Origin of the sequence: Rhizobium sp. BK376 (genome assembly GCF_004341625.1) — a bacterium.
Lineage (GTDB): Bacteria > Pseudomonadota > Alphaproteobacteria > Rhizobiales > Rhizobiaceae > Rhizobium.
Window position 1 is genome coordinate 1 of sequence record NZ_SLZG01000056.1, and the last position, 12,196, is coordinate 12,196.

A 12,196-nucleotide genomic window follows, 5' to 3' on the forward strand; every position below is an offset into this window, starting at 1 on the left:
AAGATCCAATGGATGTTCACAACCGAAAATGCCCGCCAAAAACTCCGCAAAGCTTACCCTGTCAAAGAGTCATAATCTCTGTGGCCTGGTACTAGCGTGTCTGTGAGCCTTCTTGAGGACACGGTCAGCTTATGGACGGCATACCGCTCGGGGGCAGGAACGAGCACGTTCGCACCTTCGCGGTGGAGAAGCACCGTACGGACAGGCTCGTAGATCAGGTAATCATTCTCGCACTCCCGACGATTTCCGACAGTTTGGCAGGACGGATGGAGGTCGTTACCTTGTTGCCTCTAGCTCAATCCGAAATTCGGCGCAACCAGTCGAACTTCCTCGATTCCGCTTTTGCTGGAACGGTTATAGTCCCTCGTAATCCAATGGTCGGAAACGCCCTGATCGAGCGGGTGCTCATCGGCGGATATCCTGAGATGGTGGGTCGTGGCGATCCCCGCCGTCGATCCGCATGGGCTAGAGAATACATACGCGCTATCGTTGAACGAGATGTGCGCGAAATTGCCGACGTCGAACGCCTGGATCAAATGCCGCAGCTTCTTCGGGCGCTCGCGCATCATTCCGGACAGTTGCTCAATTTCACCCAATTGGCCGGCCAGGTCGGCATCGATGACAAGACCGCCCGGCGTTACATTGGACTATTTGAACAGTTGTTCCTCGTTCGTCGCATCGAGCCCTGGTATCGAAATCCGTTGAAGCGTCTCGTTAAGACACCAAAGCTCCTGTTTCTCGATAGCGGTCTCTTAGCTGCGCTTGTCGGATTGACAATTGATCGAATTTCACGTGACCGAGGGTTATTCGGTTCATTGCTCGAGACGTTTGTCGCCGGCGAAATCCTCCGGCTTGCGACCTGGAGCGAAGTCCAATCAACCTGCCATCACTATCGGGATAAGGATCAGGACGAAGTAGATATCGTTCTCGAAGACGAAGCTGGGAATATGGTTGCACTTGAAGTCAAGGCCGCGGCAACGGTGATCGCAGCAGATTTCAAAGGCTTACGCAAATTAGCCGTGGCCACTGGGCGCGCCTTCAAGGCGGGCTGGGTGCTATACGACGGCGACAAGATCCTGCCATTTGGCGACAATCTTGCGGCGATACCGCTATCTTGTCTCTGGGGCGATTAAGGTAAGCGGCAGGAATTAAGTTCGAGTCTCTTCAAGAGCGAAGCTAAGGCTTTTGACAATCTTTGCCAAAAGATTCTATAGTCATTCATTGAATGGAGTCCGCCAATGGCAACGATGAATGTATCCCTACCGGATCGGATGAAAGACTGGGTTGAGGCACAGGCTAAGACGGGAAGATATTCCAATGCTAGTGACTACGTGCGCGATTTGATCAGACGTGACCAGGCTCGGAATGACAAGATCGCCGCCATGCAAAGCTTCGTTGACGCCGGGCTCCAGAGCGGGGTTGGAACCCGATCGAAGGATGAGCTGTTCGCTGAGGCTGAAGCTCGTTCTAATAGAACATGAGCTATAGGCTTTCTGTCGAGGCGGAAGAAGACATCATCGCGATTGCCGAGCAAGGTGTGCGTATGTTCGGCGCCGAGCAGGCGCGTCGTTACCACAATGATCTTTTTGTTGTACTGGATTTGCTAGCCAATAATCCGCGTATTGCACGCGAAAGAGTTGAAATTGAGCCGCCGGTCAGAATTCATCCCTTCAAAGCGCATCTGATCGTTTATCGGATAGCCGACGATGAGAGTGTTTTCGTTATACGCATCCGGCACGGGCATGAAGATTGGGTGAGCGATTCAGCATAGCGCACGCCGGACGAACGTCTGTTTTTTGGCACGCCATTGGTTCGATTCTACTCAAGGTGACAAATCTACTCAGAGCAACCGCGCCCGCTTACCAACTTCTTGTCGTGCATATCAATCCATTCGGTTGATCCGGCGTCCCGACTTTCTGGAAGCTTCATCGAACGACGCCGCGATCTTCATCATGAACGCCTTGCTGAAACGGCCGAGAACGTTTTCGTCGGGCTCGATGTACTACGACCGCTCGGCGATATCGTAATTGTATTCGTCGACCATAACCCAGCAGCGCTTCAGGTCGCTCAAGCCGGCTCGGCCTGGCAGCTACGGTGCCACCGATCGCGCCGATCCCATACACAACAATTCGCATCTGATCCCCTTGGTGCAATACAAGGCCGGAGTTCGACGTCAGCGGATTGGTAGCACGGTTGATATGAAGTGACATTTCGATATTGATGTGAGGCGTTCATATCTTTGTGTGGTTGGGAGGGCACTCTCTAGGCCGCGACACCGTCATCGTCAGCGGCAAGGATTAGGTCGGCTGCCTTTTCAGCCAGACAATAAGTTGCCGCAACGGTGTTGGCCGAAACGATGCTCGGCATGATGAGGCGTCGACTACGCGCAGGCCCTGCACTCCATGTACCCGCATGGTCACAGGATCGACAACCGATCGCTCGCCGCGTCCCATGGCGCAGGTCCCAACGGGATGAAAAAGCGTGCCGACGCGCTCGCGGATGAAGGCATCAAGCGCGCCGTCGCTTTCGATGTCCGGCCCCGGGTCGATCTCTGTGTCGAGATGCGGCGCGAAAGGCGCCTGAGCGGTGATGTTCCGTGCCAGCCGGATTCCTTTGCGCAGCGTTTCCATTGTACTGTCGCCGCGAAAGAAGTTGTAGAGGATCGCCGGCTTTTCGCCAGGATCGGCGCTATTCAAGGCCACGCGGCCGATGCTACCCGGTCGAAGCTGGCAGACGTGCATAAGAAAGCCATGACCGGTAAAGCCTGACGCAGCCTGCGTGTTGGCGCGACCGGTGCAGAAGAAGAGCTGAATATCGGGCCGATCGCTTGAAGGATCGGTGGAGATAAACGCGCCGCCTTCGCCGGTGGTCGATGAAAAAAGCCCGCGCTTGTTGAATACCCAATTGAACACGTGGCCGGCATTGCGCGGCGCCGCTCGCCAGGAGACGCCGTAAGGTGCTATAGATCTCGCCCGATATTCTATCGTGACGTCGAGGTGATCCTGAAGATTCTCGCCCACTCCCGGAAGGTGCGCGACGAGGGGAATGCCATGGCGTGAGAGCTCTTTGGCGTTGCCGATACCCGACAACATCAGCAGATGCGGCGAAACGAAAGAGCCTGCTGAGAGGATGACTTCGCGACCGCCCACGACACCTTGCTCGCCATTCCGCCGGAAGGCGATACCGGTCGCCTTTCGCGCCGCAAACACAATGCGCGTAACCTCGGTCTCGCTCATCACAATGAGATTCTGTCGATGCCGTACCGGATCGAGATAGGCTCCTTCGGAGGTAACCCGCTCACCATTCTTCTGAGTAAAAGTATAGAGGCCAACTCCGTTCTGGCGCGCGCCGTTGAAATCGGCATTGAGCGGGTGACCGGCCTGCTGCGCAGCTTCAAGGAAGACCTCTGCCATAGGATTGACGCTCCGCAGTGGAGCGATGTTCAGCGGCCCGCCTAAACCGTGATAGGCCGGATCGATCTGCCCTTCGAGAGGCTTGTCGCCGAAACGTATGTGGCGGGCCGATCCCGGCTCGGCCAGAATATCGAAGCGCTCGAGCTTGCGAAAATAAGGAAGCAGGTCGTCGTAGCCCCAGCCCGGATTGCCGCGGTCGCGCCAATGGTCGAAATCCTCGCGCTGGCCGCGAATGAAGATCTGACCGTTGACGTTCGTCGAGCCCCCTGTGCCCTTGCCGCGCGGCAAGGCTAGTGAACGCCCCTGCAGGCCGGGCTCGGGTTCGGTTTGGAACCAGGACATGAATTTCGTGCCGCCAAGAAAGGCAAGCGTCGGCGCCATAAAGGTCACCATGGCCAGGGGGATACGGACGATGGCCTTGCGCGCATTGCCATCCACCCCTGCCTCGACGAGACAGACACGTGTAGCCGGATTTTCACTTAGCCGATTTGCAAGCACACAGCCCGCGGCACCCCCACCGACAATGATATAGTCGAATTCGGGCAAGGCTCAGATATCCTGAATTTGCGGCAGGATCACGAGATCGCGAATGGTCACATTTGCCGGCCTCGTCAACATAAAGATTACCGCATCGGCGACATCTTCGGACCTCAGGCCCTCGCGCGACGCAACCTTCGTGTCGATGGCGATTGGATCGGTGTAGCCCCATAGCTCATTCAGCACGACGCCGGGCGCTACCGAGCCAACTCGGATATTGTGCCACATCGTTTGCCGCCGCAATCCGTGCACGAAGGCCTGGATCGCATGTTTGGATGCTGAATAGATCGGCTCCCAATGGATGGCCTGATGCCCCGCAACCGAGGAGGTCACGACGATCTGCCCGCCGCCGTGGGCAATCATGCCAGGCAACACTGCGCGGACCAGCCGAAAAACCGAATTGACATTGATTGAAATCAGTTCGTCCCAGGCATCTGGCTCACCCTCTGCGACGTCGCCGGGGATGTAGAGGCCGGCGTTAGGCAGGAGAATGTCGATACGACCGAAGTGCTGAGTTGCGGCATCGACAGCGTTTTGGAGGGCGTCGGGTCTAGTAAGATCCGCCGGCAACACGATGACATCACCACCCGCCTTGTCGGCCACTGCCTCAAGCCGTTCTGCGGAGCGGCCGATAAGTGCCAGCTTCGCGCCCTCTTCTCGCAGAGCCAATGCTGTTGCGCGCCCGATACCCGAGCTCGCGCCTGTGACGAGCGCGACCTTGCCTTCAAGTTTCTGTCCCAAGATTTCCTCCACATCGGCGGGATCTTGGAAAGCCCTCGCCGATGGGAATGCTAGGCAGGCTGCTTCTACCCGTCAATAAAAAGCTTCGCCGATATTAGCTTCACGGTCAAAGCATCAAACCCACCGTCGTGGGTCCACGATGCAACCGCTTGGAAAAACTCGGGCATCGCTCCGTGCACCACGTGCCTGTGAATTTCACCACCGGGCGCAGACCAGAATGTGGAGCGATCACCCAATCTGGTCTCGATCAGCTTCCGCGTTTGAGAGCATTTTGGTCGGGAAAGATTCATGACCTTGTCTGCTCACCGGGCGCTACCTCCGCCGCCATCGCGAGATCAAGCCACCAGAGGCCGTTCGCAAAATAATTTCTTGAAAAGTGCCTCCAATACTCATGCCTTGATATCAAAGCGATCGATTTGACGGGAGCGATTAGCAATGCCGGCGGTCACCATTCGCAATCTCTCGGATGAAACACATTGTGCCTTAAGGGTGCGTGCAGCTCATCATGGCCGAAGCACCGAGGTCGAAATTCGTGATATTATTGAGATCGCGGTTCGTCCGTCTGAACGCGTGAAACTCGGCTCTTTAATTGCGGCCATTGGTAGGGAAGCCGAGCTTTCCAGCGGCGACGTTGAAGCCTTACAGCAAAAAAATCGCGATTGACGCCCGCCGAGCTTTCTTCCGGAACCTGCTTTTAGGGGAGATCAGCTTCAACGAGGTAGCGTGTCAGCGCCGCCGTCGACATTTCACGCGCAAGGCCTGCTGCCTGGCCCGACCACATGTTGCTGAAGTCGGATCTGGCGTTTTTCTCGGTGAGCGCACGCAGCGGCGCAAGCGCGCCGCCCGCCGTCGGAAAGGCCGGTGCCAGATTAGACATCGGTCCGATTTCCCGCATCAGCCGATTGAAGATGCCGCGGGCCGGCCTGCCGGTGAAGAGGTTTGTCAGTGCCGTGTCATCGCCTTGGGAGGCCTGAAGTGCCTTGCGGTGAAACTGGCTGATCTTGGCTTCAGGGGTCAGCAGATAGGCGGTCCCGATTTGAACGGCCGATGCACCGAGTGCGAAAGCTGCCCGCACGCCGCGAGGATCGGCAATACCACCGGCCGCGACAACAGGAACGGACACGGCATCGACAATCTGCGGAACAAGGGCGATCGTGCCAATCTGCGTGGACATGTCATCGGAGAGAAAGTTGCCGCGATGGCCGCCGGCTTCCTGGCCCATGGCAATGACGGCATCGATGCCACGCTCATTTAGCCATTTGGCCTCGGCGACCGTCGTTGCTGAGGCGATGATCTTCGCACCGGTTCGCTTGACCCGCTGAAACAAGGCTGCGTCAGGCAAGCCAAAATGGAAGCTCACAACTTCCGGCCGATAGTCTTCAACGACGGTGCAATAGGCGTCGTCGAATGGGGCGCGATTGGAAGACGGAACCGGATCTGCGGGATCGATACCCATTTCGACATAGTAGGACGCCAATGCTGAGCGCCAGGCCATCTGGCCAACCGGGTCGGGTTCCGGCGCGACGTGAGAGAAGAAATTGACGTTGATCGGCTTGCTGGTCGCGCTGCGGATCTGGTCCAGCGCGGCCTTCATCGCATCGATCGAGAGCATCGCTCCCGGCAGCGACCCGAGACCGCCCGCATTGCTGGCGGCAATCACCATTTCGGGCGTCGTTGCTCCGGCCATCGGTGCCTGAATGATAGGCAGCTCGATGCCGAACAGATCGAGGATGCGCTTGTCTTGCCAATTACCCATGCTCGAGACTCCATTGCTGTTTTGCATATGAAGCACCCCGGCCTGAGGGGTCGAGGTGCCGGTCACATTCCAACGTCCGGCTGCCAATGCGCCGGAAATATTGTCACTTTGACTTGGCTTCGGCCATCTGCTTTCGGTATTCCGGCGTCGTCACACCACCGACGCCCCAATTCTCGAGCTCCACCTCATCGATAACGACGAATGTGGAATTGTGCGGCTTGCCCATGACTTCGAAAAGCAGGTCGCTGACCCCCTTGATGAGGGCCTTCTTCTGCTCGGGCGTGGTGGCCGATGCCCCAGGAGCGGTGCCTTCCCTGGTAACCTTGATATTGACGTATGGCATTTGCGTTTCCTTTCCGGGTGCTGATGTTACAATCGCATTGGCACGCAGCAGCCTTGGTCAAGCTGCGATCTTGAAGCTGACAGATTTTCATCTTTCGAACCGCCGAAGCCGGGAGGCCATGTTAGACTGCAAGAAGACGCTCGCCAGTTGTTCCTGGCTTTAGCGGTAGTGGTCCGAGATTCGATCATCACCGCCGGTCCGCCGACAAGCGTCAATTTCAGTTTGGATAGGGGCATCGGATATACTTTCCGGTTCGCGTTCCACCCACCCTAAATCCGTTCGATAGTTAGGATAATTCGCAATTGTCGCTCAATCGCTGAGAAAAAACGCACAGCAATCGAACCGCCCGCGGCAGGATCTCTTTCCACCGTCTCATCCATTTCGCGGCGAAAGATTAGGCCAAAGGGACAACAATCCGGAAGGCCGCACCGATGTCTTGCGGTTGCAGCAAGGTTATCTCGCCCCCGTGCGATAGTAAGATCGTCCGCACGATACCCAATCCCATTCCCGTCCCCCCGCGACTGCGGCGAGTTGAGAAAAACGGCTGAAACACACGGTCGCGGTCGGCTTCGGAAACACCGCCACCGTTGTCGCGCGCGATGATGACTGCCGAGCCGGATTCGGTGAAGGCCTCCAGATCGACTCGTCTTGCCCCGTGTTGCGTGGCGTTCTCTGCGAGATTTGCAAATACGATGTTTGCAGCTTCCAGAGGCAAGGCCAAGCGCAGATGTGTTTTACCTGAGGCGACGATCTCGAGTTCCGGGAAGCGCTTTTTCAGGGCTGCCGCGATATCGTCGACGGTCGAGTGATCGACGGAATCGGGGACCTCGGCATGAGCGAGGTCTCTCAGCCGCAGCAACAGGGTATTTAGCCGTTCCGTATCTGCGATGATATTGGCGAGGAAATGCTGGCGCTGACCATTCGTCATCACCTGCTCGTGGAGATCGTCCCGCAGCAACTCCGCTGCCCCTTGGATAGCCGTCAACGGGGACTTCAATTCATGGGAGACATGCGCTGCGAAGGTGCGAACATAAGTGCTGCGATCCACCAGCTTGGTCGCCAGGTCCAGAAAGCTCTGCGATAGCGTCGCAACCTCTCTTGAACCATAGCTGGAAAGCGGTCGAATATCTCTCTTCCGGCCGCGGGCTATCTCATCTGCTAGGGCGACGAGCGCATTGATGGGGGCCGTGATATTCCGACTGAACACGTATGCGACGGAAAGCGTTACTCCCAGTGCGACGAACAGTGCACCGATCTTTGTCGGCGTCCAGAAGAACTGCGGTTCTTCGCTGTGAAATCCAAGGACAATAATGGCGATCGGCAAAATCATGGTCGCAACGAGCACGGCCGATGCAATCATCGCCATGGGCGGGCGCCATTTTGATTTGACCCGAGGCGCACTCACGATTTCTCCCTCGCAAGATCGCTGCTGAGCCTGAACCCAACGCCATGAACGGTCGTGATGATCTCCGGGGCTCCGGCGGACGTGAACTTGGCTCTGATGTTGCGGATATGACTGTCGATCGTGCGGTCGGCGACATAGGTGCCGGCGCCATACGCAGCCTCCATGAGCTGGTCGCGTGTGAAGACCATGCTTGGCCTTGCGAGCAATGTTTCGACGATGGCGAATTCGATCGCGGTTGCTGCGATCGCTTTGCCGTTGAAAGCGATGCTTCGTCCGGCTCTATCCAGACGGAGCTCCCCCGCACGCAATGTCTCGTCCCGTAGGTCGCCCGAAGACGTGTTCCCAGTACGCTTCAGGATCGTCTTGATGCGTGCAACCAGTTCTCGGGGACTGAACGGTTTCGTGACATAGTCATCCCCACCGATTTCGAGACCCAGGATACGATCGATCTCTTCGTCCCGTGCGGACAAAAACAGGATCGGCAGCGAGGATGTCTTGCGGATCTGACGACAGATTTCCAGGCCGTCGATATCAGGGAGACCCACATCCAAAACGATGAGGTCGACCTCGTCCCTTCGGAAAGCCGTCAACGCATCGGCTCCGCGCCCGACCGTTATCGCCTTCATCGCCGCCCGCTCCAGCGCAAACGAGATCACGTCGCGTATGTGAGGTTCGTCATCGACGACAAGAATTCGGTGCACTGCCAGTTCCTCAAATCTGCGATCCCGCCCGTGATATCCCTCTTCCATCATCTTGCAAACGGAATGGTTGAATTAAGGTAAGCCGCCATCCGGGCCCAGCGGTAGTTCCAACTGCGCCAATCGTCGGTCCGCGCATTGAACTCTGTTGCAAGCTCCATCCGGACCCGGTTGGCAAATTGCCTCTTTCCGAATTCGCTGGTCGAGGACGCGGCAAGATAGGTGTCGAGCGCAGGAATTGCCGAGGGGCCGAGGGTCGACAAGTACTGGATGTCCAACGGAACACCCGCCTGGCTGAGCTCTGCACAGTGCTCGACATTGAAACGCGCGATGAAGGCGGGAAAATCGATGAAGGCCCCGACATAGGTGACCAAGATCAAAATCATGAAGTTCATGGCGATGAGCCACCGGTTCGAGCGTCGGAATGCAATCCTTAGGAGGATCAGAACGAGGCCCACCGCCACTAGGCCCATCCATATCCCGGCTGCGACCCGTAGCCAGGTAAGGGAATACGCCTCGACGTAAAGATCGAGCCTTAGGATCGATGATGCGCAGAGGAGCACGTTCTGGCCGATCCAGACAAGGACCAGGTTTCGAATGAGCGGACTGCGATCGCCAGGACCGTCCCGACGCATGGCGATGAGAACGAAGGCGGCCGCAAGCAAAGCCGTTGCCAACAGCGGATAGGCACCTCGATGCGCATATTCGGCGTGGCTCATTGCGTCCGGAAGTTCGGCGCCACCCCAGAGATACACGATATCCATTGAGGTCTGAACAGCAAACAACACATTGAAGATAGCAAGCGATCGAACCAGCGAGCCATAATCGAAGAGCGATCCAACTAGGTTCCCGGCGGTGTGACCGGAGTTCGGAACTCGACCCCTTCGTCGGGCAAGCCGCGGCTTCATCAGTACGCCGACAGACCCGCCAATGGCGATCCAGAAGGCGATGCGCCAGGGATCCAGAAGTTGCAGCAAGAATGAGAAGTCGATGTCTTGCAACAGGGCCTCGATCACGGGATTGGCCGCCCTGAAGAGAAGGAGGAATGCTGCAGAAAGAGTTATCGGAAGAATCCAGACGGCGAGACGTTTGCCGAGCGGAAGCGCGGACGTGCGATCAAGCCGCAGGATGAAGAATTGGGGAAACACCCTGACGAATTGACGTGGAACCACCAGCACAAACCGAAAGAGGACAGAGGGCAGGGAGGTCCAGTTTCGTGGGAAAAGCCTCGCTGCCGCAAGAGAAGTGCAGATGACGGCTCCGGCAGAGAGTGCGATGGCTGCGGCCGTCGGCGCTTCCAGGAGCGGCAGCGACGCGACGATAGTCAGCCCGAGCAATTCTATCGGCGGCCCTGCTCTAAGCGGCTTGGTGGTCCAAAGCATGGATGCGGTTGCGGCGGAAATTGCGAAGAAAAAGAGATTGAGACCGAGCGAATTGCCATAGAACAGGATGTCCGCAAGCACAACAAGACCGAGGCAAACGATCCTTCGACCTTTGTCGTACGCGTTCGGGAAAGGGGTGCTCAGATGGATTTGAGACTGCACGCTTGGCTCTCCTGGGTTTGCCGTCCCGCAGCGATATTGTTCGCAGACGATTGAGGATCGATGCCGTCCGCCAAGGGCGGGTCCACCAGCCACCAGCCCTCGTTGAGAAGACGATATGGTAGTGTGGGACGGGGATGGTCGGATTGTTGGCTGTGTTTTTTCATGCCGACAATCTGCCGGGCCGAATTGCAGATTTTGTGCAGACGATGAGGAGTTATTCAGGTTTCGCGGCGAAGCCGAGACAATGCCTTCGCGGCATCCATCGACGCGAAGTCAGTCTTCGCCGTCACTGCCTGATTCTTTGAGACTGTCGCGGAAGGCCCACGCCGTCGCGCCGAGCAATGCGACCAGCCCCCAGGCGATCCATTTCTCGTCCACTTCGAAGTGCACGAGAAAAAAGATCGTGAAACCCGTCGAAACTGCGAATACCGCCGCTGGCACAAGCGCCTCCACACGAAATATTAGTTGAGCAATATATTTAGATCGAGGAATTATCAACAGGCGACCGTTGTTGATTACGCGACGGCGCACAGAGACGTTTCAGACCTAGGCCGGCGCCGCCCACAGGCAAAAGAAACCCCGCGCGGCTGGGGCCTGTGCGGGGCTAGTTGGAAGGTCTTTCACCATGGTCGCCTGGACAATAGGCGGCGACCCTGTCCAAGCGGCATCGGTAAGTTAATTTGATATTCTGATTGAACGCAATTCGTCCTCGCGAGGTACTCCATCTGGCGATCAGAGCGGAGCGTCGCGCCGAAATGGTCCGTGCCAATGGGCGGTGATATCGCCGGTTCATGCGAAGCTGCGAACGCTGGCCGGTCATCTTTCCAAAGCTATTAAATATCTTTTTAGTTATTTAGGATTCAATCTGTTGCAACGGTGCGATGCAGGCACCTGGCCTGCGCAGGAAGCGCATTCCCCCTTTTAGCTGAGGTTTGCCGCGGAACTCCCGCCGCCAGAAAGTGAATCGCACGATGAAGAATCTCAAGATCTCTCGCCAGCTGCTCAGCGTGACGGCTGTCCTGATGGCCGCTTTTATCACAGTTACCTGTTATCAGATCCATAGCTCCATCAATGCGATCTATGATGAGCGCTACGGAATGCTGCGCACGCAGGTGGAGTCTGCAATATCGATTCTTCAGTCCTATTATACCCGCGAAAAGTCCGGCGAACTGAGCCATGAACAGGCACAGAAAGCTGCTTTTGCGGCAGCCGCCAACATGAAATTCGAACCTGCCGGCTACGTCTTCGGTCTTGACTACGACGTGACGACGATCTTCCACTACAATCCGAAGCTCATCGGCGTTCCGCAGAAAGGGCAGCCGGACAAGACTGGCCACCTTTTCCGCGAAGACATCGTGGCGAAGGGCCGGGCCGGCGGCGGCATCACGGAATACTACTATGGCAAGCCGGGCATGCCTGAAGACCAGGTTTTCAAGAAGGCGGTCTACTCGCGCGCGTTTGAGCCCTGGGGGGTCGTCGTCGCGACCGGCGTCTACACCGACGATCTGGATGCCAAGATCAATGATACAATCCTTGCAGTGACAGGCATCGGTATCGTGGTCTTCCTGATCGCATTGGGTTTTGCCTTCTTCGTGATCCGCGGCATCTCGAAGCCTTTGGCCGACGTGCATGAGGCCCTGAAGGCGGTTGCCGACGAAGATGTGAAGATCGCCATCCCGCATACGTCGATGGGCAACGAGATCGGCAAGATGGCCAAGGCGACGGCGTCGCTGCAGGAGAAGGTGCGCGAACGCCACGC

At 57.1% G+C, this 12,196-nt stretch carries 13 protein-coding genes and 2 pseudogenes; 5 read left to right on the forward strand and 10 right to left on the reverse strand.

Features of this window, described 5'->3' with window-relative positions:
* Window positions 1-92: 92 nt before the first annotated feature.
* Window positions 93-224 (reverse strand): annotated as a pseudogene (locus EV561_RS35815) (GSU2403 family nucleotidyltransferase fold protein); the annotation flags it as partial.
* On the opposite strand from EV561_RS35815, the gene EV561_RS35820 reads away from it, so the two are divergent.
* The 3 genes from EV561_RS35820 to EV561_RS35830 all read left to right on the forward strand — a co-directional run bounded on the left by EV561_RS35820 (window position 183) and on the right by EV561_RS35830 (window position 1,771).
* On the forward strand, window positions 183-1,133 hold the full coding sequence (locus tag EV561_RS35820; RefSeq protein WP_245513261.1) for a DUF4143 domain-containing protein: 951 nt from the start codon (window positions 183-185) through the stop codon (window positions 1,131-1,133). The pseudogene EV561_RS35815 and the gene EV561_RS35820 sit on opposite strands and share 42 nt — an antisense overlap.
* Before the next feature lie 105 nt (window positions 1,134-1,238).
* On the forward strand, window positions 1,239-1,481 hold the full coding sequence (locus EV561_RS35825; RefSeq protein ID WP_132528610.1) for a type II toxin-antitoxin system ParD family antitoxin: 243 nt from the start codon (window positions 1,239-1,241) through the stop codon (window positions 1,479-1,481).
* Window positions 1,478-1,771 carry a type II toxin-antitoxin system RelE/ParE family toxin gene (locus EV561_RS35830; RefSeq protein ID WP_132528611.1) on the forward strand — a complete coding sequence of 98 codons (294 nt, stop codon included), beginning with the start codon at window positions 1,478-1,480 and terminating at the stop codon, window positions 1,769-1,771. The genes EV561_RS35825 and EV561_RS35830 overlap by 4 nt, the downstream gene beginning before the upstream one ends.
* A gap of 111 nt (window positions 1,772-1,882) precedes the next feature.
* Here the strand turns inward: EV561_RS35830 and EV561_RS38315 are convergent.
* The 3 genes and pseudogenes from EV561_RS38315 to EV561_RS35845 all read right to left on the reverse strand — a co-directional run.
* Window positions 1,883-2,080: pseudogene (locus EV561_RS38315) on the reverse strand (hypothetical protein); the annotation flags it as partial.
* Window positions 2,081-2,297: 217 nt separating this feature from the next.
* Entirely contained in the window at window positions 2,298-3,959 is a 1,662-nt protein-coding gene (locus EV561_RS35840; protein WP_132528613.1) for a GMC family oxidoreductase N-terminal domain-containing protein, read from the reverse strand.
* Window positions 3,960-3,962: 3 nt separating this feature from the next.
* Entirely contained in the window at window positions 3,963-4,691 is a 729-nt protein-coding gene (locus tag EV561_RS35845) for an SDR family oxidoreductase (protein WP_132528614.1), read from the reverse strand.
* A 435-nt stretch (window positions 4,692-5,126) separates the two neighbouring features.
* On the opposite strand from EV561_RS35845, the gene EV561_RS35850 reads away from it, so the two are divergent.
* Entirely contained in the window at window positions 5,127-5,354 is a 228-nt protein-coding gene (locus EV561_RS35850; protein ID WP_132528615.1) for a plasmid stabilization protein, read from the forward strand.
* Between the two features lie 31 nt (window positions 5,355-5,385).
* Here EV561_RS35850 and EV561_RS35855 read toward each other — a convergent pair whose 3' ends face one another.
* From EV561_RS35855 to EV561_RS37515, 6 genes are all read right to left on the reverse strand, one after another.
* Window positions 5,386-6,447 (reverse strand): nitronate monooxygenase family protein, encoded by a 1,062-nt coding sequence (locus tag EV561_RS35855; RefSeq protein WP_132528616.1) that lies wholly within the window; start codon window positions 6,445-6,447, stop codon window positions 5,386-5,388.
* A gap of 103 nt (window positions 6,448-6,550) precedes the next feature.
* On the reverse strand, window positions 6,551-6,790 hold the full coding sequence (locus tag EV561_RS35860; RefSeq protein WP_132528617.1) for a 4-oxalocrotonate tautomerase family protein: 240 nt from the start codon (window positions 6,788-6,790) through the stop codon (window positions 6,551-6,553).
* A gap of 394 nt (window positions 6,791-7,184) precedes the next feature.
* The gene (locus EV561_RS35865) at window positions 7,185-8,195 is read right to left on the reverse strand and encodes a HAMP domain-containing sensor histidine kinase (protein WP_132528618.1); all 1,011 of its coding nucleotides are present in this window, start codon (window positions 8,193-8,195) and stop codon (window positions 7,185-7,187) included.
* Window positions 8,192-8,896: a response regulator gene (locus EV561_RS35870; protein WP_245513253.1), complete on the reverse strand. Its 705-nt coding sequence runs from the start codon at window positions 8,894-8,896 to the stop codon at window positions 8,192-8,194. Before EV561_RS35870 ends, EV561_RS35865 begins: the two co-directional genes overlap by 4 nt.
* Before the next feature lie 47 nt (window positions 8,897-8,943).
* Entirely contained in the window at window positions 8,944-10,437 is a 1,494-nt protein-coding gene (locus EV561_RS35875) for a DUF4173 domain-containing protein (RefSeq protein ID WP_132528619.1), read from the reverse strand.
* A gap of 273 nt (window positions 10,438-10,710) precedes the next feature.
* Window positions 10,711-10,878 (reverse strand): hypothetical protein, encoded by a 168-nt coding sequence (locus tag EV561_RS37515; protein ID WP_165928048.1) that lies wholly within the window; start codon window positions 10,876-10,878, stop codon window positions 10,711-10,713.
* Window positions 10,879-11,408: 530 nt separating this feature from the next.
* Here EV561_RS37515 and EV561_RS35880 point away from each other — a divergent pair.
* Window positions 11,409-12,196 (forward strand): cache domain-containing protein (locus tag EV561_RS35880; protein ID WP_132528620.1); only part of this gene is annotated, 788 nt, incomplete at its 3' end.